The organism is Marinobacter adhaerens HP15, assembly GCF_000166295.1.
GTDB lineage: Bacteria > Pseudomonadota > Gammaproteobacteria > Pseudomonadales > Oleiphilaceae > Marinobacter > Marinobacter adhaerens.
Map to the genome: position 1 here is coordinate 1,323,399 of NC_017506.1, position 22,696 is coordinate 1,346,094.

Sequence of the window (22,696 nt, forward strand, 5' to 3'; positions counted from 1 at the left end):
CATTCAGCGCTGGCTTTCCGGCGTCACCCTCAGAATCTCTTCCATCGTTGTCTGGCCGGCGGCCACTTTCTGTGCACCACTCAAGCGCAGGGATTTCATGCCTTCCTTGTAGGCATCCAGCCTGAGCTGCTCCAGCTCGCAATGATCGGTGATCTGTCGTAGCAATGCGCCAGACAGCGTCATAATTTCATAAACCCCTGCGCGGCCAAGATACCCTGTGTTCCGGCATTCCAGGCAACCCACGGGCTGATAGAACTGCTTTGGAACCGGCGCTTTCCAGGGCCGGGTGAGGGTCTGCCACGCCTGTTCGTCCGCGGGCCCGGGCGCCTTGCAATGGGGGCACAGAGTTCGGGCAAGCCGTTGTGCCATCACGCCCAGTACCGTGGCCCGAATCAGGTAAGGCGGAATGCCCAGTTCCATCATTCGGGTGATTGCACTCGGGGCGTCATTGGTATGCAGGGTCGATAGCACCAGGTGGCCTGTCAGGGCAGCCTGCACGGCCATTTCCGCCGTTTCCAGGTCGCGGATCTCGCCGATCATGATGATATCCGGGTCCTGACGCAGCAGCGCCCTTACGCCGGCTGCAAAGGTCAGGTCGATATTGGTCTGAACCTGCATCTGGTTGAACGCCGGCTCCACCATTTCGATGGGATCCTCGATGGTGCAGACGTTCAGCTCGGGCGATGCAATCTGTTTCAGGGTCGAATACAGGGTCGTGGTCTTGCCGGAGCCAGTGGGCCCGGTGACAAGGACGATGCCGTGTGGGCGGGATGTGATTTCCTGCCAGCGCTGGCGGTCTTCCTTGCCGAATCCCAGTTGCTCGTAGGACTTCAAAAGCACGTCTGGATCAAAGATCCGCATGACCATCTTTTCGCCAAAGGCAGTCGGCATGGTGGCCAGACGCAGTTCCACCTCCCGGTTGTCGGGTTTGCGGGTCTTGATGCGACCGTCCTGGGGGCGGCGTTTCTCTGCCACATTCAGGCGACCCAGGATCTTGAGGCGACTGGTCACCGCCACGCCTACATGCTCGGGGAATTCATAAACGTTGTGCAGCACGCCGTCGATCCGGAACCGGACCTGGGTGACCGTGCGGCGGGGCTCGATGTGAATATCCGAGGCACGCTGGTCAAAGGCGTACTGAAGCAACCAATCGACAATCTTGACGACGTGCTGGTCATTGGCGTCCGGGTGTTCGCTGGCGCCAAGATCGAGCAGCTGCTCGAAATTCTGGTTGCCGGCAACACCTGGGCCCTGGCTGCCGCTGGCCTTGCTGACGGAATTGGCGAGCTGGTAGAACTCTACTGTGTACCGGCGGATATCCTCGGGATTGGCGACAACGCGCCGGATATCCTTGCGAACGGCCTGTTGAAGGTTCTGCACCCAATCGCTCTTGAAAGGTTCTGTGCTGGCGATCAGCACCTCATCGGCGCCGATCTCAACGGCCAGGATGCCATGGCGCTGCGCAAAGGCGTAAGACATCACCCGGGCAATGGCGGGTGTGTCGATCTTGAGGGGATCAATATGGTAGTAGGGTTGCCCCGCCCAGTCGGCCAGCCAGTGAGTCAGCCGATCCAGATCCAGGGTGCGACTGCTCTTCTGGCTGGTCAGCGCGGCAATCGCCACCAGTTCCAGCGGGTGGCGCCTGCCTTTCTGTCCGTCGCCGGTTGCCGCGCCCAGGTTGGCCGACAACACCCGCTCTGCGTCTTCCTGGCTGATTTCCCCGCTGGTAACAAGCGCGGTGCAGACATCTCTCAGGGTCAGGGTACTTCTGGGCGGCGCGGGTGGCCGCTGCACCGTTCCGGAGTTGCTCGTGTCAGCCATAGAGGGTCAGTTCCAGGTCTTCAGGGTGTGTTTCCGTCTGCCACCGGCCGGTTCACCTTCAGGTGAATCATGGCAACAGTGAACAACAGGAAGGTCAGTACCGTCAAAATGACCGGCCCCGGGGCGCCTTCGCTCAGCCATGCCGAAACAACGGCCTGAGTGAAGTAGAAGATCACCACGAAGGACATCCAGATATAGCCCCGATTGTGACCGCGAAAGACCGTGACCGCAAAGGGCAGAAGCGGGACCAGTTTCACCGCCAGCATCAGGGGTATTGAAACACCCTCGACGGGAGCCGGGTAGAACGTGGTAATCAGCAGGGTGGCAAGCACGCCGATGTAAAGGGCGATCGTCGCCCGCACAGTGACGCGGGCCTTCGGGTTGTTCAGCATAGTGTGTTCCGGAATCGATAAGTGTAGAGCAAAGTACGTCCTGCGCCCGGTCGCGTATCAGTCAGCGAGTTTCAGCGCCAGTCGCGCCAGACGTTCGCCGAAGGCCTGGCACAGGGCTTTCTCATGCGTGCTCAGGGGTTGCTGTTCGCCGGTTCCGGCCCAGTGGGTAGGGCCGTAGGGTGTGCCACCGGTGTCCGTTTCGCCGAGACTCTTCTCCGAGTAGGGGAGACCACAGACCACCATGCCATGATGCAGCAGCGGCATCATCATGGTCATGAGAGTCGTTTCCTGCCCGCCATGGAGGCTGCCGGTAGAGGTAAATGCGCCCGCCGGTTTGCCTTCCAGGGTTCCGCTCAGCCAGAGGTCGCCGGTCGTGTCGAGGAAATGCTTCAGGGGCGCTGCCATGTTGCCAAAGCGGGTGGGGCTGCCGATGGCCAGGCCGGCGCAATTTGCGAGATCGGATTTGCTGGCGTAAGGCGCTCCAGAGTCCGGAACTGCGGGCAGGGACGCTTCCGTGTCCGGTGAAACCGGCGGTACCGCCCGCAACCTCGCTTCCATGCCTGTTACCCGGGCCACGCCACGACCAATCTGGCTGGCCAGCTCCGCAGTCTGGCCTGTGCGGCTGTAAAATAGCACGAGAACATAGGGCAATTGATCGGACATCGTCAGAGATCCTTCTGATCTGGCTGGAGGAGATTGTTCGGCGTTACAGGATCGAGAGAACGTTTTCCGGTGGCCGGCCAAGTGCTGCTTTGCCGTTGGCGATTACAATCGGTCGTTCAATCAGTTTCGGTGTTGCTACCATCGCGGCGATGAGTTGTTCGTCGCTCAGGTCGGGGCTGTTCAGGCCCTGTTCTTTATACTCTTTTTCTTTCGTGCGCATCAGTTCGCGGGGGCGAAGATCCAGTGCGTTCAGGATATCCTTGAGCTCCTGCTCTGTCGGTGGTGTTTCCAGGTAGCGTATAATCTCTGGCTCAATTCCCCGTTCGGTAAGCAGTTCAAGGGTTTGGCGGGATTTCGAGCAGCGAGGGTTGTGGAAAATCCGGGTGGGTTCTGTCATCTTCGTGCCTGATTGTCTGAATGGAGTCCACGATTTCTGTGGCCGGTAGTCTAACAGGAGGTTTTCCAGTGCAGTACCCTGATTCTGTCCGTAGGCGTTCCGGCCTGCATGTTCTGGCCGTGGCGCTGCTCATTCTGGCGATGTCCGGCTGCCAGAAAATCGAGCTAGAGCGGGCAGAAGGCACAAAACTGAACTGGGACACCTTGCGCGGCCAGTGGGTGTTGGTTAACTACTGGGCGGAATGGTGCAAACCGTGCCTCGAAGAAATTCCCGAGCTCAATGAGCTGGACAAGGCGCCCGACATTACCGTACTCGCCGTCAATTTTGATGGGGTGCGGGGCGACGCATTGGTCGAACTGGGCGAGCGTATGGGCATTGAATTTACCATGCTGGCGGACGATCCAGGGCCGGGGTTCGGCTGGAAGTTACCGGTCGCGCTGCCTGCCACTTTTCTGGTTAATCCGGGCGGCGATCTGGTAGAGACCCGTTTTGGACCCCAGACCGAAGAAGAACTCCGGGCCGTGATCGGCGGTTGAGCCGGCCGCCCCAACTGAATTACACAGCAGGAATAACCTGACGTTATGTCGCAGACTTTTGTACACCTCCGCGTCCATTCCGAATACTCCATGGTGGATGGCCTGGTCAGGGTTAAACCGCTGATAAAGCGCGTTGCCGAGCTGGGCATGCCGGCTGTTGGCCTGACCGAGCAATCCAACATGTGCTCGCTGGTTCGCTTTTACAAGGCGGCCATGGGCGCGGGCGTCAAACCCATCATTGGCGCCGATCTGTGGCTGGAAAATCCGGACGAGCCCGAGAATCCGTTCCGCATCACGCTGTTGGCGCGAGATAACGACGGTTATCTCAACCTCACCGAAATCATTTCCCTGGGGTATACCGAGGGGCAGCGGTTTGGCAAGCCGATCATCCAGCGCAAATGGCTTGAGGCTCGGCCGAACGGTTTGATTGCGCTCTCTGGTTCGAGAATGGGCGATGTGGGCAAGGCTTTGATGGCGGGCAAACCGGAACTGGCCCGCGAGCGCGCCCGTTACTGGATGGATTTGTACCCGGATAGCTACTACCTCGAGTTACAGCGCACCGGTCGTCCAGGAGACGAAGACTGCCTGCACCTGAGTGTTGAGCTGGCCGGTGCTCTTGGCCTTCCGGTGGTTGCCACTAACGATGTGCACTTCCTGGAGGCGGAAGACTTTGAGGCTCACGAGGCCAGGGTCTGTATCGGTGAGAGTCGTACCCTGGATGATCCGCGCCGTGATCGCCGGTTCAGTGACCAGCAGTACCTGCGCAGCGCCGATGAGATGATCGAGCTGTTCAGCGACATCCCGGAAGCAATCGAGAACACCGTGGAGATTGCCCGGCGTTGCTCGGTGAAGGTTCGGATGGGTGAGTATTTCCTGCCCAATTACCCGATTCCCGATGGCATGACCATGGACGACTATTTCCGAAAGGTCTCCGAGGAGGGGCTGGAAGAGCGGCTGGCCAAGACCCTCAGCAAGGACGATCCGGAATACGATGCCAAACGCGAGGCCTACTACAAGCGCCTGAACTTCGAGCTGGATATCATCATCCAGATGGGGTTCCCGGGCTACTTCCTGATCGTGATGGACTTCATCAAGTGGGCCAAGAACAACGGTGTGCCCGTGGGGCCAGGCCGGGGTTCCGGTGCCGGCTCGCTGGTGGCCTACGCCCAGCTGATCACTGACCTGGATCCACTAGAATATGACCTGCTGTTCGAGCGGTTCCTGAACCCGGAACGGGTTTCCATGCCCGACTTTGACGTCGACTTTTGCATGGAGGGCCGGGACCGGGTGATCGAATACACCGCCCAGAAATACGGACGAGAGGCGGTGTCGCAGATCATTACCTTCGGCACCATGGCCGCGAAGGCGGTTGTGCGGGATGTTGCCCGGGTGCAGGGCAAATCCTATGGCCTGGCCGACAAGCTGTCCAAAATGATCCCGTTCGAGCCGGGCATGACCCTGGAGAAGGCTCTGGAGCAGGAGCCACAGCTGGTCGAGTTTCTCGAGAACGACGAGGAAGCCCAGGAAATCTGGGAAATGGCCCTGAAGCTCGAGGGCGTGTGCAGGAACGCCGGTAAACACGCCGGCGGCGTGGTGATCGCGCCTACCAAGATCACCGATTTTTCGCCCCTGTACTGCGACGACGAGGGCGGAAGCCTGGTGACCCAGTTTGACAAAGGCGACGTGGAAGACGCCGGCCTGGTGAAGTTCGACTTCCTGGGCCTGCGGACGCTCACGATCATCAAGTGGGCGCTGAACATGATCAATCCGCGCCGGGAAAAGAAGGGCATGCAGCCGCTCGACATCAACGAGATTCCGCTGGATGACGTGCCCTCGTTCGACATGCTCAAGAAAGCGGAAACCACGGCGGTGTTCCAGCTGGAATCCCGGGGCATGAAAGACCTGATTCGCCGTCTCCAACCGGACTCCCTCGAAGACATGATCGCCCTCGTGGCCCTGTTCCGGCCGGGGCCGCTGCAATCGGGCATGGTGGACGACTTTATCGACCGTAAGCACGGCCGCCAACCCATGTCCTTCCCGCATCCGGATTACCAGTATGAAGGCCTGAAGCCGGTTCTGGAGCCCACCTACGGGGTTATCCTGTACCAGGAGCAGGTCATGCAGATCGCCCAGGTGATGGCCGGTTATACCCTTGGTAATGCGGACATGCTGCGACGCGCCATGGGTAAGAAAAAGCCCGAGGAAATGGCCAAGCAGAAGCAGTTTTTCCTGGATGGCTGTGAGCAGAACGGGATCAACACGACCCTGGCCGAAAACATCTTTGACCTGGTAGAGAAGTTTGCCGGCTACGGCTTCAACAAATCCCACTCCGCCGCCTATGCACTGGTGTCCTACCAGACACTCTGGCTGAAAGCCCATTACCCGGCAGAGTTCATGGCCGCGGTACTGACTGCCGATATGCAGAACACCGACAAGGTGGTCACGCTGGTGGAAGAGTGCCGGAACATGAAGCTGGATCTTCTGGTACCTGACGTCAGCCGCTCGGAATACACCTTTACCGTTAACGACGAAGGCCAGATTGTGTATGGCCTCGGTGCTATCAAAGGCCTGGGCGAGGGCCCGATCCAGAGCATCGTGGAAGGTCGTGGCGATGGCGAGCCTTTCCAGGATATCTTCGATTTCTGCCGGCGGGTTGATCTCAAGAAGGTCAACAAGCGGGCCATGGAAGCGCTGATCCGCTCTGGCGCCATGGACAAGCTTGGCGCGAGCCGTGCCCAGCTGATGGCCAGCATTGACAAGGCCGTGCAGCAGGCCGACCAGCAATCCCGTAACGAATCCGTTGGCATGATGGATATGTTCGGTGAAATGCTCGAGGCGGGCGATGGTGGCGATCCTTACGAGGACGTGGCCGGTGTGCGCGAGTGGCCCGAGAAGCAACGGCTGAAAGGTGAGAAAGACACGCTGGGGCTGTACCTGACCGGCCACCCTTTTGATGAGTATGAGAAAGAGGTTCGGCGGTTTGTCCGCTCCTCCATTGCCGATCTGAAGCCGAACAAGTCTCCCCAGCGGGTCGCGGGGCTGGTGGTTGCGCAGCGCACCATGAAAACCCGCACCGGCTCCACCATGTGTTTCATTACTCTGGATGACAGGAGCGCGCGGATAGAGGCGACCCTGTTCTCGGAAGCCTTCTTTGAGAACCGGGAATTGTTGCAGTCAGATCAGGTGATTGTCGTGGAAGGGCAGGTTAGCCACGACGACTATTCCGGCCAGATGAAGATGCGGGTGAGCTCGGTGATGGATGTCGCGAGCGCTCGTCAGCAGTTTAGCCGCGGGTTGAAGCTCAACCTGCACGCCGATCAGCTGCAGAACGGACTGCTGGAGAAACTGGACACCACCCTGAGGCCGTTCCGCTGTGATGGCAGTCCGGTCTGGATTGAGTACAGCAGCCCCGAGGCGTCCACCCGGATCGAGCTGGGTGAATCCTGGCGGGTGCAGCCGGATGACAACCTGCTACTGGAGCTCCGTTACCTCGTAGGCGACCAGTCGGTAGAACTGGTCTATGATTGAGTAAGCTGAAAATTAAAAGTTTGTCAGATAGCGGACTCATACCAATGTCCGCTTTAGCCACTGACCGGGCGCTGCTATCTTTGTGTAAATTCTGGTTTGGCGGAGCATTTTCCCGCCTGGCAAAAAATGATGGAACATCATGAACCCTAACTATCTGGATTTCGAACAGCCAATCGCCGACCTGGAAGCCAAGATTGAAGAGCTTCGGATGGTTGGCAATGACACCGACATCAATATCACCGACGAGATCACCCGGCTGAAGAAAAAAAGCGTCAGCCTCACAGAGAGCATTTTCTCCGATCTCAAGCCCTGGGACGTTGCCCGACTGGCTCGCCATCCCCGCAGGCCCTACACCCTGGACTACATCGAATCCATGTTTGAGGATTTCGATGAACTGCACGGTGATCGCCGTTATGCAGACGACCTGGCGATCGTAGGGGGTACTGCCCGGCTGGACGACAAGCCGGTAATGGTGATTGGTCATCAGAAGGGCCGGGAAGTGCGGGACAAGGTAAAGCGCAACTTTGGTATGCCGCGCCCTGAGGGCTATCGCAAGGCCCTGCGCCTGATGGAAATGGCCGAGCGGTTCAAGATGCCCATTCTCACGTTCATCGACACGCCGGGTGCCTATCCTGGCATTGGTGCGGAAGAGCGTGGGCAGAGTGAGGCCATTGCCTTCAACCTGGCCGTGATGTCCCGCCTCAAGACACCCATTATCTCCACAGTGATCGGTGAGGGCGGTTCCGGTGGCGCGTTGGCCATCGGTGTCTGTGACCAGCTGAACATGCTGCAGTATTCCACCTACGCGGTGATTTCCCCAGAGGGCTGTGCGTCGATCCTCTGGAAAAGTGCCGAATACGCTGCCCAGGCGGCGGAGGCCATGGGTGTTACGGCTGACCGGCTCAAAGATCTGGGGCTGGCGGATAACGTGGTAACCGAGCCCCTCGGCGGTGCTCACCGCAACCCTGAAAAAATGTCGGAATCCCTCAAAGAGGTTCTGGCGAAAGGCGTCGCTGAGCTCAGCCGCCTGCCACTGGATGAGCTGGTATCCCGCCGCTACGAGCGGCTGACCCGCTATGACACCGGGCGCTGAGCCCGGTTCAGGATTCCGCTGGCCGGAGGCCCTGTGTGCCCCGGTCAGAGAACTCCCCGATCACACCCGTCTTTGGGTCGCCCTGAGCGGCGGCCTCGATTCCACCCTGTTATTGCACCTGGCAGCCCACTGCCATGGCTGTTCCGGCGCTGTCCGGGCGATCCATATCAATCATCAGCTTCAACCCAATGCATCGGATACCGAGTCGTTTTGTCGCGGTGAATGTGAGCGACTTGGCGTGCCGCTTGTGGTTGAGCGGGTAACCGTCGATGGTGGCCGTAGCTCGGGTGCGGGTATAGAGGAAGCCGCCCGCAAGGCCCGCTATGCCGCCCTCGAGGCGCTGGTCGGGAAGGGCGACCTGGTCTTGATGGCTCACCATGGGGATGACCAGGCGGAAACCGTTCTGTTCCGGATGCTCAGGGGCAGCGGTGTGGCCGGGCTGGCGGGCATGCCGGCCAGTCGTGAGCTGGGCACCGCGACCCTCGTCCGGCCCCTGCTCGGGTTTGAGAGGGCCGAACTCGAGCGCTGGGCCCGGGTCGCTGGCCTGTCATGGGTTGATGACCCCAGCAATACCGACCAGCGATTTGACCGGAATTTCCTCCGTCACACTGTGTTGCCGCTCTTGCGGGATCGCTGGCCGGGGTTGAATCGCAGGCTGCGGCACACGGCGGAATCCTGTGGCGAGAGCGAAGCGCTGAACCGTAAGCTGGCCGCTTTGCAGTGGCAGGCAATCGGCGGCGACCGGGACCGTCTCCCCGTTGATGGCCTGAAAACACTGCCTCTGGCGGAGCAGAAGAATCTGGTCCGTTGGTGGGCACGGGAACGCGGGTTTCATGCGCCCACCCCTGGTGACTGGCAGCAGGTCATTCGGGACCTGCTGTTTGCCGCAGAGGATCGGGAGCCGGAGTTCCGGTCCGACGGTTTCAGTCTGCGACGTTTCCAGGGTGATCTTTGCCTGGTTCCCGACCGCGGCCCTTTACCGGACGCTCCGGTCGATCTCGAGCCGGGGGAGGGCGTGGCGTGGGGAGAGTGGTCCCTCAGGTTGGAATCTGTCGTTACCCCGGAACAGTCGTTGCCGCCAATACGGATATTTACGAGGCAGGGTGGCGAGCGGGTCCGTTTCCGTCCCGATGGACCGTCCCGTTCGCTCAAGAAATGGCTGCAGGAAGTCGGCGTTCCACCCTGGGAAAGAACCCGTCTGCCGCTGGTTTTCGCGGGTTCCGGGGACGCAGCAGAGCTCATTGCCATTGGCGATTTATGGTGTTCTGAACAATACTCGGGAGGCGCCCATGCCGCCGGTTGGCGGCTGGTCGTAGAGCGGGAATGTGATTGAGTCAATGGGGCCTTTCTGGTAGTCTGGCGTCCCATCTTGAGATGACAATCTCCCTCCTTCACCGAACCAGACAATCACGGAATCTGCATGACGCGTTATATTTTCGTCACCGGCGGTGTCGTGTCCTCCTTGGGGAAAGGTATCGCATCAGCCTCTCTGGCTGCGATCCTCGAGGCACGCGGCCTGAAGGTCACTATTCTCAAGCTGGACCCGTACATCAACGTGGACCCCGGCACCATGAGCCCGTTCCAGCACGGTGAGGTTTTTGTCACCGAGGATGGCGCGGAAACAGACCTCGATCTGGGCCACTACGAGCGCTTCATCCGCTCCCCGATGAGCAAGCGCAACAACTTCACCACCGGTCGGGTGTACGAGGAAGTAATCCGCAAGGAGCGCCGTGGCGACTACCTGGGCGGAACTGTGCAGGTAATCCCCCATATCACTGACGAGATCAAGCGCCGGGTCGTTGAAGGTGCTGCTGGCGCCGACGTAGCGCTGATCGAGATTGGTGGCACGGTAGGCGATATTGAATCCCTGCCGTTCCTCGAAGCCTGCCGCCAACTGAAGGTTGAAGTCGGTCCCCAGCGTGCACTTTTCATGCACCTGACCCTGGTTCCGTACATTGCCACTGCGGGTGAGATCAAGACCAAGCCCACCCAGCACTCGGTCAAGGAAATGCGCTCTATCGGTCTGCAGCCGGATATCCTGCTGTGCCGCTCCGAGCACGAGGTGGACGCCAGTTCACGACGCAAGATTGCCCTGTTCACCAACGTCGAAGAGCGGGCCGTTATTCCTCTCCAGGATGCAAAATCCATTTACGCCATTCCTCGCATGCTCTATGAGCATGGCCTGGATCAGCTCGTTATCGAACGATTCGGCCTGGATGCACGTCCTGCGGACCTCAGTGAGTGGGACAACGTTGTTGAATCACTGATGAATCCCGAGCAGGAAGTGACCATTGCCATGGTTGGCAAGTACATGGAGCTTCTCGACGCGTACAAGTCGCTGATCGAATCCCTGCTGCACGCCGGCATCAAGACCCGCACCAAGGTCAATATCAACTACATCGATTCCGAAGACATCGAGCGTGATGGCACCGGTGCGCTGGCCAATGCCGACGCGATTCTGGTGCCGGGCGGTTTCGGTGAGCGCGGCGTGGAAGGCAAGATCCGCACGGTTCAGTATGCCCGTGAGAACAAGGTGCCTTACCTTGGCATCTGCCTGGGTATGCAGGTTGCTGTAATTGAATACGCGCGGAACGTGGCCGGTCTGACCGACGCTCACAGCACAGAATTCCGCGAGCACACGCCGGAGCCGGTGGTGGGCCTGATCACCGAATGGCTGGATTCCACCGGAGAGCGCGAAGAGCGTACGGAAGAATCTGATCTTGGCGGGACCATGCGTCTCGGCGCCCAGGATTGCGTGCTTACCGAAGGTTCCACCATTGCCAACTGCTATGGCAAGAAAACCATTCGCGAGCGTCATCGCCATCGTTACGAGGTCAACAACCACTTCCTGCCAAAGTTGGAAGAGGCCGGTCTTCAGATCTCAGGTCGTTCGACCGATGGTCGTCTGGTCGAAGTGGTTGAAGCGCCGGATCATCCCTGGTTTGTCGCCTGTCAGTTCCATCCGGAATTTACCTCCACACCCAGGGACGGCCACCCGCTGTTCAAAGGCTTTGTTGAGGCAGCACTGACCTGTAAGAAAGGATCCTGAGCATGGCGCAGAGCACTGTAAACGTTTCGGGAATCGACGTCGCCAACGACAAACCGTTTGTGCTCTTTGGTGGCATGAACGTCCTTGAGTCGCCGGAGCTGGCCATGGAGGTTGCCGAGGCCTACGTTGAGGCCACCGGCAAGCTCGGCATTCCCTACGTTTTCAAGGCGTCGTTTGATAAGGCCAACCGTTCGTCGGTGAATTCGTTTCGTGGTCCAGGCCTTGAGAAAGGGCTGCAGATTCTGGCGGACATCAAGAGCAAGTTTGGTGTTCCCATTATTTCGGACGTCCACGAGCCGGCCCAGGCCGCTCCCGCAGCGCAGGTATGCGACATCATCCAGCTGCCGGCTTTCCTGAGCCGCCAGACCGACCTGGTGGTCGCCATGGCGAAAACCGGAGCGGTGATCAACATCAAGAAGGCCCAGTTCCTGGCTCCCCAGGAAATGAAGCACATCATCACCAAGTGCGAGGAAGCCGGCAATGACAAGGTGATCCTGTGTGAGCGGGGCAGCAGCTTCGGCTACAACAACCTGGTTGTCGACATGCTGGGCTTTGGCATCATGAAAGCCATGAACGTACCGGTGATGTTTGATGTGACCCACTCCTTGCAAATGCCCGGCGGACGCGCGGATTCGGCCGGTGGCCGACGTGCCCAGGTGACTGACCTGGCGCTGGCGGGTATGTCCCAGGGGTTGGCCGGTTTGTTCCTTGAGGCCCATCCGGACCCGGACAAAGCCAAGTGCGATGGCCCCTGTGCTTTGCGGCTCAGCCAGCTTGAGCCCTTCCTGCAGCGGGTGAAAGCTGTGGATGATCTGGTAAAAAGCTTTAAACCTATCGACACCGCCTGATTGGCGGTGTTGGCGTTTTACGCGGACTATGGGAGCGAGCGGGAACGGCCCTGCGAAGATTTAGAGGGCCGTTCCCTCTCGCTCTGACTCCCGAATTTGAACATGAACTTGGAGACAGAGAAGAATGACCAAGATTGCCAACATCAAGGGCCGTGAGGTTCTGGATTCCCGCGGTAACCCGACAGTAGAAGCCGACGTTATCCTCGAAGACGGGACCGTCGGCAGCGCCTGCGCGCCTTCAGGTGCCTCCACGGGTTCCCGGGAAGCCCTGGAACTGCGTGATGGTGACGCTTCCCGTTACCTTGGCAAGGGTGTTCTGAAGGCTGTGGAAGCCGTGAACAGCAAGATCCGTGATGCACTGGTAGGCAAAGATGCGGCTGATCAGCGTGCTCTGGATCAGATCATGCTGGACCTCGACGGTACCGAGAACAAGGCCAACCTGGGCGCCAACGCCATCCTGGCAGTTTCCCTGGCGGCGGCCAAGGCTGCAGCGATTTCCCTGGGCAAGCCGCTGTACGAGCATATTGCTGATATCAACGGCACCTCTGGCCAGTTTTCCATGCCGGTGCCGATGATGAACATCCTGAACGGTGGCGAGCACGCGGATAACAACGTTGATATCCAGGAGTTCATGGTTCAGCCGGTTTCCGCCAAGAGCTTCTCCGAAGCCCTGCGGGTTGGCGCGGAGATTTTTCACAGCCTGAAAAAAGTGCTGAAGGCCCAGGGCCTGAACACAGCGGTTGGTGATGAGGGTGGTTTTGCTCCCAACCTGCCCTCCAACGAAGCGGCGCTGGCGGTTATCCAGGAAGCGGTCGAGAAGGCCGGTTACAAGCTTGGTACCGATGTGACCCTCGCCCTGGACTGTGCGTCTTCCGAATTCTACAAGGATGGCCAGTACCAGCTGTCCGGCGAAGGCAAGAGCTTCGATTCCGAGGGCTTTGCCGATTACCTAGCCGGCCTGTGTGAGCGATATCCGATTGTCTCCATTGAAGACGGCATGGACGAGAGCGACTGGGATGGCTGGAGGGTGCTGACTGACAAACTGGGCGCCAAGGTTCAACTGGTTGGTGACGACCTGTTTGTGACCAACACCAAAATCCTGAAGCAGGGTATCGAGAAGGGCGTGGGTAACTCCATCCTGATCAAGTTCAACCAGATCGGCAGCCTGAGCGAAACCCTCGATGCCATCAAGATGGCCCAGGATGCCGGTTTCACTGCCGTGATTTCACATCGTTCCGGTGAAACCGAGGACACCACCATTGCCGATCTGGCGGTGGCGACCTGCGCCGGCCAGATCAAGACCGGTTCCCTGTGCCGTTCGGATCGTGTTGCCAAGTACAACCAGCTGCTGCGCATCGAAGAAGCGCTGGACGGTAAGGCGCCTTACCGCGGCCTGAGCGAAATCAAAGGGCAGGGCTGATCGACTGATCCCACCGGTTCTGGCAGAGTGTCTGGCCGGTAATTGGCGAAAAACTGTTAAGGCCATCGTGTTCTGGGCGAAATTCCGGACATGATGGCCTTTTTGTACAGGCAGTTAGAAGAATTTGTTGCTAATCTACTCTAAGGTCTATACTCAACGTCCGGCGTTGGTATTTTGATTGATTGAATTTTGAACGGAATCGGCAATGAAGTTGCTCTGGACCTTAATGGTGGTTGTGATTCTCCTGCTGCAGGTGCGCCTGTGGGTCGGGGAGGGCAGCTTTGCGCAGGTATGGGCTCTGGAGCAGTCCATTGCCGAGCAACGTGAAGAAAATGCCGAGCTGGCTACCCGCAATGAACGTCTCTATGCGGAAGTCAGGAATCTGCGTAACGAGCAGGGCGCCGTTGAAGAACGGGCCAGAATGAACCTCGGCCTGATAAGAGACGACGAGACCTTTTTCCTGGTTGTTGAAAACTGATTGTCTATGCCTTCCCCGAGACTCTGGCTGATTGTTCCTGCCGCCGGCATCGGCCAGCGTATGCAGGCTGAGCAACCGAAACAGTACCTTCGGATTGGCGAGCGTTTCATTCTCGACATCACCCTTTCCCGACTCATGGATTCCGCGCCTTTTTCCGGCTGCATGGTGCCATTGCACCCGGCCGACCATTGGTGGCCGGATACCGAAGCCAGCGGCGATAGCCGAATCCAGACCTGTACCGGCGGTTCCGAAAGAGCTGGTTCGGTGTTGTCGGCGCTGCACGCCATGGCGGAACAGGTGAAAGATGACGACTGGGTTCTGGTGCACGATGCGGCGAGGCCCTGCCTTGATACCCGGGATCTTTCAAATCTGATTGACCGGCTCTACAGCCATCCTGTCGGGGGGCTGCTTGCCTCGCCGGTTGCCGACACTTTAAAGAAAGCCGTTACTGCTGAGCTTCCGGAAGTGATTGAGACCGTTGATCGCACGGGGTTGTGGCGGGCTCTGACGCCCCAGATGTTTCGCTATCGTATTCTTGTTGATTCTCTGGAGGCAGCTCTTGCCCGGGACCTTCCGGTGACCGATGAGTCCTCCGCGGTGGAGTTTTCCGGTAACATGCCGGTGGTGGTTGAAGGGCGGCCGGACAATATCAAGATCACCGTGCCCGCAGATCTGGCACTGGCAGGCTTCATTCTGAGCCAATTCTGAACTTTCGGAGTGTTCCGGAGCACATTATGCGTATTGGTCAGGGCTTCGATGTCCACGCCTTCTGCGAAGGCGACTCTGTGATTATTGGCGGCGTAAGCATTCCGCATTCCCACGGGCTCAAGGCTCATTCTGATGGTGATGTCCTGCTGCATGCGTTGGCAGATGCATTGCTGGGCGCTGCCGCGCTTGGCGACATCGGGCATTTCTTCCCGGATACCAGTGACGAGTGGGCAGGGGCCGACAGCAGGGACCTTTTGCGTCGGGTTGTGAACCGGGTCCAGGATGAGGGCTTCTCCGTCGTTAACGTGGATACCACAATCATTGCCCAGGCTCCCAAGATGGCACCCCATATCGATGCCATCCGTTTGAACATTGCCGAAGATCTGGGCGTGCCGGCCAGTCGTGTCAGCGTGAAAGCCACCACCACGGAAAAGCTGGGTTTTACGGGGCGCGGGGAAGGCATTGCCTGCCAGGCGATCTGCCTGCTTGAACCGGTGGAATCTTGAGCAGCTGGCGCATTGACGGGCCAACCTCCAGCGGCGGTCGTATTGCCTCTGGCCGCCTGAAAACCGCCCCGGGCGATTTCATTGTCGACGAATTGCTGGAGCTACCGGAGAGCAGCCCGGCCGTCGAGGGAGAGGTAATCGCAGGTATTGGCGAGCATCTTTGTTTGAAACTGGAGAAAGTGGGTGATAACACAGAGTATGTTGCCCGCGAATTGGCCAGGATCGCCGGGTGTCGTCACTTTGATGTCGGTTTCTGTGGGCTCAAGGATAGGCATGCTGTGACCCGCCAGTGGTTCAGTCTGTACCGTCCCGGAAACGAGGATCAGGACACCGCTCTGATCCGGGAGATTGGCCTACGCTGGCCGGTTCTGGCGGTTTCGCGGCAGGCGCGGAAATTGCGGCGCGGGGAGCACAGGGGTAATGGCTTCACGATTACCCTGAGGGCCGTCTCCGGTGAGCACCAGGTTATTGACCGAGCGCTGGAGCGTCTGGGCGATATTGGGGCTCCAAACTACTTTGGCCCCCAACGGTTTGGCAATGATGGCGCTAACCTTGACCGTGCGGTGCATCTCGATCCCGCTACCCTGAACCGACGTGGCCGGTCCGGCGGAAAAGGCCGGGGTGGCAAAAAGCGAGCTGGCAGCGACGGCTCGAAAAACGTATTGTATTTTTCGGCAGCGCGCTCCTGGCTGTTCAATGAGGTGCTGGCAGCTCGGGTAGACGATGGCAGCTGGGCCGAGGCAGGAGCGACAGGTCCACTGTGGGGTGACGGCGGCACCACCGCTTCCGGGCCCCTGGAAACCTTCGAGCGGGGCATTGTCGAGCAAACCCCGGAGTTGGCCGCCCTTTTTTCGGTCACCCGGATGAAACCGGAGCGAAGGCCATTGGCGGTAAAACCGGAGAGCCTCTCCTGGCAGTGGGTCGCTGAGGACTGTCTGGAGCTGGCGTTTTTTCTTTCGCCCGGCCAGTACGCGACAACGATTTTGAGTGATATTTTCGAGCTTGAGGACATGAGCCTCGGCCGACACAACGAACAACAAGGCTAGCGGAGAACACTGTGCGTATTCTGTTGTCGAATGATGACGGCGTTCATTCACCGGGGCTCATAGCCCTGTTTGATGGCTTAAAAGGACTGGGTGAGCTTGAGGTCGTGGCGCCTGACCGGGATCACAGCGGCGCCAGTAACGCCCTGACGCTCAATCGCCCCCTGACGGTTGAGGAACATCCCAACGGTTTTCGTTCGGTCGATGGAACACCGACCGACTGCGTGCATCTGGCGGTGAACGGATTGTTCCGTGAGCCGTTCGACAGGGTGGTGTCGGGTATCAACACCCACGCCAACCTTGGCGACGACATTATCTACTCCGGTACCGTTGCAGCAGCAACCGAGGGGCGCCACCTCGGACTTCCTGCCATTGCCGTCTCCCTCGTCAACGATGGCCACTTTCACTACGAGACCGCCGCACGGGTTGTCCGGGTGCTGCTCGAGAACGAGCGTCCCCTGGTGCTGGGGCCTCGCTCCATTCTCAACGTGAATGTCCCGGATGTTCCCTGGGAGGAACTGGCTGGCATTCGGGTGACGCGCCTCGGCCACCGGGAACGGGCAGAGGGTGCCGTCCCGATGACCTGTCCTCGCGGCAAAGAGCGTTACTGGATCGGGGCGGCAGGTGTCGGCGGTGACGCCGGTCCCGGCACTGATTTCAATGCCGTACGTGAAGGTTATGTCTCGGTTACCCCGGTTCACATCGACATGACCCGGCATGAGGCGCTCTCACGGCTCCGGGATTGGGTCGATACCCTGGAGGTTTCGCTGGAGGGGCGGGGATGACAGCGCAGCTCGAAGGCATCGGGATGACCTCCCGACGCACCCGGATGCGACTGGTTCAGCGCCTCAGGGAAGCCGGCATCGAGTCGGACCGGGTACTTGAGATTATGGGAGAGGTGCCACGGCACATTTTCCTGGATGAGGCGCTTTCCCATAGAGCCTACGAAGATACATCGCTACCGATTGGCTACGGCCAAACCTTGTCACAGCCCTACATAGTGGCCCGCATGACTGAATTAATGCTTGCCCACGGGCCCTCACGGGTCCTGGAGCTTGGCACCGGGTCCGGTTACCAGACCTCGGTGCTCTCCCGCCTGTTCGCCGAAATCTACAGCGTCGAGCGTATCAAGGCGCTTCAGGACAGGGCCCGGGACCGGTTGCGACAACTGAACGCCAGAAACGTGTTCCTGAAACATGCTGATGGTGGCATGGGCTGGCCTGAACGTGGCCCTTTCGACGGCATTATCGTGACCGCAGCACCCATTGAAGTTCCAGCCGAATTGCTCGCCCAACTGGCAGACGGTGGCGTGTTGATTGCCCCTGTCGGTGAGGAGAACCAGGTGCTGGTGCAGGTAACCCGGCGGGGAGATCGCTTTGATCACAAGGAGCTGGAACCGGTCCGGTTTGTGCCGCTTCTGGGCGGGGTTGTCCGATAATCATGGTCGACTCTTCAGAAAGTAAACCAATCCTGGAAAACGATATTGCACGCAGCCACCACCCTGCAGCCGTGTTTCTTCGGGGAATCGCCATGGGTGCCGCTGATATCGTTCCAGGGGTTTCCGGTGGCACCATTGCCTTCATCACCGGTATCTATTTCCGCCTCCTGGAAGCTATCAACGCGGTTCCGGGAGCAGTTTTCCATGACTTGATTCGCGGCCGGTTCAGTCGGTTCTGGCACGCCTGTGACGGAACTTTTCTGGTCGCCTTGCTGGCGGGCGTCCTGACCAGTATTGCTACCCTGGCATCTGGGATCAGCTATATGCTGGTGGCCTACCCGATCCTGATCTGGAGCTTTTTCTTTGGATTGATCGTCGCTTCGGTGTGGCATGTCGGGCGTCAGGTGCGACACTACAAGCCCGCACTGCTGGTTCCGCTGTTGTTCGGCATTGTTATCGCGTGGTGGATAACCACCCTGTCTGCCAGCGAGGTCGCGCCTTCCACTCTGGCGTTCTTTGGTGCCGGCGCGCTGGCCATCTGCGCCATGATTCTTCCTGGCATCTCGGGCAGCTTTATCCTGGTGATTATTGGTATGTATGCGCCCGTGCTCGCCGCGATCAAATCGTTGGACGCGGGCATTCTGCTTCTGTTTATGGCAGGTTGCGTGGTGGGTCTTTTATCCATCGCCCGCCTGATCACCTGGGCGTTCCACCATTTTCATGATCTCGTGCTCGCCTTGCTCACCGGCTTCATGATTGGAGCGCTCAACAAGGTCTGGCCCTGGAAGGAGACTCTCAGTTGGCGTACCAACAGCTCCGGTGAACAAGTTCCTCTTAATGAGACGAGTATCTGGCCCTCTACCTTTGCGGAGCAGGCCGGCCAGGATCCCCAGGTGCTATTTGCCCTGCTCATGGCGGCGGCCGGTTTTGCCCTCGTTCTGCTGGTGGAGTGGCTCGGTTCCCGGCATGGAGAGGTCGCACCATCGAGGTGATTTGAGGCGACTGTGTGCGAAGAGTGTTACCTAACGCACAAAACGGATGTTTCTGGAGGTAACAAGGGAGGTCGGTCAGTAACTTGGCTTCCCGAGAAAAATGTGCAATATATTAGCAAGTTACTATAAAAACTTTAGAAACTGCTTCGACAACCGACAGCGGTTATACGGATTTTTCATAACTGGGTCAGTTTTATTCCTGTGAGATTCATGCGTGGGCTCATCACTGCCGTTTCACCGGCGTCCCCGCGGTTCCCGTCCGGTGCCTCAGAGCCTGATCGCCCCGCGAAAAAGGTGCTGGCCAGCCGCCTTGCACTCCTGCCCCTCATGGTCCTGCTGTTACTTTCCGGCTGTAACACGCCGGCACTCTACCAGGACGACATTTACAATCCCCCGGTCTATTGGGGCCGCCACGTCGTCAAACCCGGCGAAACCCTTTACAGCATAGCCTGGCGGTATGGTCGGGACTACCGCGAGCTTGGCGACGCCAATGGCATTGGTCCGCCCTGGAATCTCAAAGCGGGTCAGGTGATTCGTCTGGATCTTCGCGGAAATGTAACCTCGGGCAGTCAGACTACAGCTGCCAAAAAGCCGTCTGGATCGCAACCGCCGAGAACGGCGAGTCGTGCTTCGCCTCCAAAACAGACAGCCGCCACGGCACCCAAACCTGCGGTGACGAGAGCGGCGAACAAGGGCGCGCCGCTCGCTTCCCAGACCCAGACCGTGGCCCGGATTGAATGGCGCTGGCCTCACGTTGGCACTGTAATTGCTGGATATTCAACATCCGGAAAAGTCAATAAAGGTATTGATATTGCCGGGCAAGCCGGGGATGCTGTAAGAGCTGCGGCCACCGGGAATGTGGTCTATGCCGGCAACGGGTTGCTTGGATACGGCAACCTGATTATCGTGAATCACAACGAGCACTATTTAAGTGCTTACGCTCATAACCGGAAGATTCTGGTGCAGGAAGGGGAGGATGTGAAAGCCGGGCAGGTGATCGCAGAGCTCGGTAGCAGTGGCGCTGAACGACCCATGTTGCATTTTGAGATTCGTAAAAATGGCAATCCGGTTGACCCAGTCCATTATCTGCCGCCGCGCTAATGAATGACGCAGTCAGCAGGCTGCCCTGATCGCACACCCTGGCACTGACAAAACACCGCGTTCGCAAGAAAAACAAGAACGGTAAAGGCCATGACAGGCCGACCAACAAAATGTCCTGAAGAAAAAAAGTGTGAAGACAAAGACGTCCGCAATAACAAGAAGTATCGGGCGAACATCCAGGATTATTGAGAGGCGGGGCAAGACAAATGTCAGCAGAGCAAGAAGACATCATCATTGATCGTGTATCGGACATGGACGATGCCGAGGATCAATTGTTAGCAGAAGAGAAAGTTGAAAAAGAGCCCACCGAAGAAGTGGCCGAAGTAGAAGAGGACATCCCCACCCAGGGACGTTATTTCACCAGTCAAAAGCAGCTGGATGCCACTCAGCTGTATCTCAACGAAATTGGTTTTTCCCCCCTGCTTACGCCGGAAGAAGAGGTCTATTTTGCCCGTCTGGCACGCAAGGGAGAGGAGTCCGGCCGCAAACGGATGATCGAGAGCAACCTTCGCCTTGTGGTGAAGATCGCACGACGTTACGTGAACCGGGGGCTGACCCTGCTGGACCTGATCGAAGAGGGCAACCTTGGCCTGATCAGGGCGGTGGAAAAGTTTGATCCGGAGCGGGGTTTCCGATTCTCCACCTACGCCACCTGGTGGATTCGCCAGACCATTGAGCGGGCCATCATGAATCAGACCCGCACCATCCGTCTGCCGATTCATGTGGTCAAGGAACTCAATCTGTATCTCCGTGCAGCGCGGGAACTGACCCAGAAACTGGATCATGAGCCCTCGGCGGAGGAAATCGCCAGAATGGTCGATAAACCCGTGGCCGACGTTAAGCGGATGTTGGGTCTCAATGAGCGCGTCGCTTCCATGGACACTCCCATTGGTGCCGGTGGCGAAAAGTCGCTTCTGGATACCGTAGCGGATGAAGGGGCTTCGGATCCGGCGGATCTCCTGCAGGACAACAATATGTGTTCCTGCCTGGAGAAGTGGATTGACCAGCTTAGCGACAAGCAGCAGGAAGTTCTGTCACGCCGTTTTGGTCTGCGGGGTTACCCGGTGAGCACGCTGGAGGAAGTCGGCCAGGAGATTGGTCTGACCCGTGAGCGAGTAAGACAGATCCAGGTCGAGGCGCTTCGTCGTCTTCGTGAGATCCTGGAGAAGGAAGGCCTGTCAGGAAACCTGCTGTTCAAGTAACGTCTTTCTTTTCTTTCGATCCAAAGCCGGCCAGGGAATCCCTGGCCGGCTTTTTTGTGTTTCAGGATCGCTCCAAATGAGAACCAGGGCGCGTCCCGCCCGCCAGCGCCGTTGATAGAATGCCGTGACCGGGCGGGGATAAGGGTGTCGAAACCCGGTGCACGAATGAAACACGTCAATAATAACGATCGAAAAGGAAAGGACTATGAAGAAGGCTCTTACAACCGGTTTTGCGTCTCTGACGCTGACGGCCCTGCTGTCTGCTCCAGCCGCCGCACTCACCGTGGAAGGTGTTGATGTTCCGGATACCTATTCCGCCATGGATACCGAACTCACGCTTAATGGCGCAGGTACCCGTTCCAAATGGTTCATGGACCTGTATGTCGGCGGTCTGTACGTTCCCGAGACCATCGACGATGGTGAGGCCGTGATTAACGCAGATGAGCCCCAGGCCATCACTCTGCACATTATCTCCGGCATGATTACCAGCGAACGCATGACAGAGGCCACCCTGGAAGGTTTCGAGGCCTCCACCGACGGCGACATGGCATCTATCCAGGAGGATGTGGACCAGTTTATGGCGGTCTTCCAGGAAGAAATCACCGAGGGTGACGTTTTCGATCTGGTGTACCTGCCGGGCGAAGGCGTGCGGGTCCTCAAGAACGGCGAGCAAAAGGACACGGTTGGCGACCTGGCCTTTAAAAAGGCCCTGTTCGGAATCTGGCTGTCCGATAAGCCGGCTCAGAAGGATCTGAAGGAAAAAATGCTGGGTCAGCGCTAACCGCGGCTTGGCATCTGAAACGAAAAGCCGGCAAGATGCCGGCTTTTTTACGCCGCGGATTCAGAGATAATCCCGTTTCTGCTTGAACTCGCACAGGTCCTCAATGATACAGGCGCCGCATTTCGGTTTGCGGGCGGTACAGGTATAGCGCCCGTGCAGAATGAGCCAGTGGTGCGCGTCCAGCAGAAACTCTTTTGGCACCAGGCGCATCAACCGGTTCTCCACCTCCAGAACGTTCTTGCCGGGCGCAATGCCGGTGCGGTTCGACACGCGATAGATGTGAGTGTCCACCGCCATGGCCATGTGGCCGAAGGCGGTGTTCAAGACCACGTTTGCGGTTTTGCGACCGACCCCGGGCAACGCCTCCAGATCCTCCCGCCGCTCCGGCACTTGGCCGCCGTGTTTCTCAATCAGGATTCGACAGGTCTTGATCACGTTCTCGGCCTTGCTGTTAAACAGGCCAATGGTCTTGATGTACTCCTTCAGGCCATCGACTCCCAGGGCCAGGATGGCCTCTGGGGTGTTGGCGACCGGGAACAGCTTGTCAGTAGCCTTGTTGACACCCACATCCGTGGCCTGGGCCGAAAGAATAACGGCAATCAGCAGCTCGAACGGGCTGGAATAGTTCAGCTCGGTGGTCGGGTTGGGGTTGGCCTCCCTGAGGCGGGTGAAGATCTCAATGCGTTTCTGTTTGTTCATC

Annotated in this window: 22 protein-coding genes; 17 read left to right on the top strand and 5 right to left on the bottom strand. The window is 58.6% G+C overall.

The features are described 5' to 3' along the window. Positions 1–3: 3 nt before the first annotated feature. The 4 genes from HP15_RS06340 to arsC are packed head-to-tail and all read right to left on the bottom strand — an operon-like array spanning position 4 to position 3,273. Positions 4–1,821, bottom strand: a complete 1,818-nt coding sequence (locus HP15_RS06340) for a GspE/PulE family protein (RefSeq protein WP_049784461.1) — start codon at positions 1,819–1,821, stop codon at positions 4–6. Between the two features lie 20 nt (positions 1,822–1,841). After that, positions 1,842–2,213 carry a DUF2069 domain-containing protein gene (locus HP15_RS06345; RefSeq protein ID WP_014576706.1) on the bottom strand — a complete coding sequence of 124 codons (372 nt, stop codon included), beginning with the start codon at positions 2,211–2,213 and terminating at the stop codon, positions 1,842–1,844. 57 nt (positions 2,214–2,270) lie between these two features. Next, entirely contained in the window at positions 2,271–2,876 is a 606-nt protein-coding gene (gene wrbA, locus HP15_RS06350) for an NAD(P)H:quinone oxidoreductase (RefSeq protein WP_008172906.1), read from the bottom strand. 43 nt (positions 2,877–2,919) lie between these two features. After that, the gene (gene arsC / locus HP15_RS06355) at positions 2,920–3,273 is read right to left on the bottom strand and encodes an arsenate reductase (glutaredoxin) (protein ID WP_014576707.1); all 354 of its coding nucleotides are present in this window, start codon (positions 3,271–3,273) and stop codon (positions 2,920–2,922) included. Between the two features lie 68 nt (positions 3,274–3,341). On the opposite strand from arsC, the gene HP15_RS06360 reads away from it, so the two are divergent. The 17 genes from HP15_RS06360 (at position 3,342) to HP15_RS06440 (ending at position 21,996) form a co-directional block, all read left to right on the top strand. Beyond that, positions 3,342–3,809, top strand: a complete 468-nt coding sequence (locus HP15_RS06360) for a TlpA family protein disulfide reductase (protein WP_008172901.1) — start codon at positions 3,342–3,344, stop codon at positions 3,807–3,809. Positions 3,810–3,854: 45 nt separating this feature from the next. Next, the gene (dnaE, locus tag HP15_RS06365; RefSeq protein WP_041645143.1) at positions 3,855–7,337 is read left to right on the top strand and encodes a DNA polymerase III subunit alpha; all 3,483 of its coding nucleotides are present in this window, start codon (positions 3,855–3,857) and stop codon (positions 7,335–7,337) included. A 139-nt stretch (positions 7,338–7,476) separates the two neighbouring features. Continuing rightward, on the top strand, positions 7,477–8,430 hold the full coding sequence (gene accA / locus HP15_RS06370; protein WP_008172897.1) for an acetyl-CoA carboxylase carboxyl transferase subunit alpha: 954 nt from the start codon (positions 7,477–7,479) through the stop codon (positions 8,428–8,430). After that, entirely contained in the window at positions 8,414–9,763 is a 1,350-nt protein-coding gene (tilS, locus tag HP15_RS06375; protein WP_014576709.1) for a tRNA lysidine(34) synthetase TilS, read from the top strand. Before accA ends, tilS begins: the two co-directional genes overlap by 17 nt. Positions 9,764–9,850: 87 nt before the next feature. Next, on the top strand, positions 9,851–11,479 hold the full coding sequence (locus tag HP15_RS06380; RefSeq protein ID WP_014576710.1) for a CTP synthase: 1,629 nt from the start codon (positions 9,851–9,853) through the stop codon (positions 11,477–11,479). 2 nt (positions 11,480–11,481) lie between these two features. After that, a complete protein-coding gene (gene kdsA, locus HP15_RS06385) occupies positions 11,482–12,327 on the top strand; it encodes a 3-deoxy-8-phosphooctulonate synthase (RefSeq protein WP_014576711.1) in 846 nt (281 codons plus the stop codon). Between the two features lie 124 nt (positions 12,328–12,451). Further along, entirely contained in the window at positions 12,452–13,747 is a 1,296-nt protein-coding gene (gene eno, locus HP15_RS06390) for a phosphopyruvate hydratase (protein ID WP_014576712.1), read from the top strand. A gap of 205 nt (positions 13,748–13,952) precedes the next feature. After that, positions 13,953–14,225 (top strand): septum formation initiator family protein, encoded by a 273-nt coding sequence (locus HP15_RS06395; RefSeq protein WP_008172887.1) that lies wholly within the window; start codon positions 13,953–13,955, stop codon positions 14,223–14,225. A 6-nt stretch (positions 14,226–14,231) separates the two neighbouring features. Then, on the top strand, positions 14,232–14,933 hold the full coding sequence (gene ispD, locus HP15_RS06400; protein WP_014576714.1) for a 2-C-methyl-D-erythritol 4-phosphate cytidylyltransferase: 702 nt from the start codon (positions 14,232–14,234) through the stop codon (positions 14,931–14,933). A 26-nt stretch (positions 14,934–14,959) separates the two neighbouring features. Then, positions 14,960–15,439, top strand: a complete 480-nt coding sequence (ispF, locus tag HP15_RS06405; protein ID WP_014576715.1) for a 2-C-methyl-D-erythritol 2,4-cyclodiphosphate synthase — start codon at positions 14,960–14,962, stop codon at positions 15,437–15,439. Beyond that, positions 15,436–16,485, top strand: coding sequence for a tRNA pseudouridine(13) synthase TruD (truD, locus tag HP15_RS06410; RefSeq protein ID WP_014576716.1), 1,050 nt, complete (start codon positions 15,436–15,438; stop codon positions 16,483–16,485). The genes ispF and truD overlap by 4 nt, the downstream gene beginning before the upstream one ends. An 11-nt stretch (positions 16,486–16,496) precedes the next feature. Further along, positions 16,497–17,267: a 5'/3'-nucleotidase SurE gene (gene surE / locus HP15_RS06415; protein WP_008172880.1), complete on the top strand. Its 771-nt coding sequence runs from the start codon at positions 16,497–16,499 to the stop codon at positions 17,265–17,267. Next, complete coding sequence (locus HP15_RS06420; RefSeq protein WP_014576717.1) at positions 17,264–17,920, top strand: protein-L-isoaspartate(D-aspartate) O-methyltransferase; 657 nt, start codon at positions 17,264–17,266, stop codon at positions 17,918–17,920. Before surE ends, HP15_RS06420 begins: the two co-directional genes overlap by 4 nt. Positions 17,921–17,922: 2 nt before the next feature. After that, positions 17,923–18,912, top strand: coding sequence for a DUF368 domain-containing protein (locus HP15_RS06425; RefSeq protein ID WP_014576718.1), 990 nt, complete (start codon positions 17,923–17,925; stop codon positions 18,910–18,912). A 210-nt stretch (positions 18,913–19,122) separates the two neighbouring features. Beyond that, complete coding sequence (locus HP15_RS06430; RefSeq protein ID WP_014576719.1) at positions 19,123–20,013, top strand: peptidoglycan DD-metalloendopeptidase family protein; 891 nt, start codon at positions 19,123–19,125, stop codon at positions 20,011–20,013. A 206-nt stretch (positions 20,014–20,219) separates the two neighbouring features. Continuing rightward, positions 20,220–21,215, top strand: coding sequence for an RNA polymerase sigma factor RpoS (gene rpoS / locus HP15_RS06435; protein WP_008172872.1), 996 nt, complete (start codon positions 20,220–20,222; stop codon positions 21,213–21,215). Between the two features lie 205 nt (positions 21,216–21,420). Beyond that, the gene (locus tag HP15_RS06440; protein WP_014576720.1) at positions 21,421–21,996 is read left to right on the top strand and encodes a chalcone isomerase family protein; all 576 of its coding nucleotides are present in this window, start codon (positions 21,421–21,423) and stop codon (positions 21,994–21,996) included. Between the two features lie 60 nt (positions 21,997–22,056). Here HP15_RS06440 and nth read toward each other — a convergent pair whose 3' ends face one another. Then, positions 22,057–22,695, bottom strand: coding sequence for an endonuclease III (gene nth / locus HP15_RS06445; protein WP_008172868.1), 639 nt, complete (start codon positions 22,693–22,695; stop codon positions 22,057–22,059). Position 22,696: the final 1 nt, after the last annotated feature.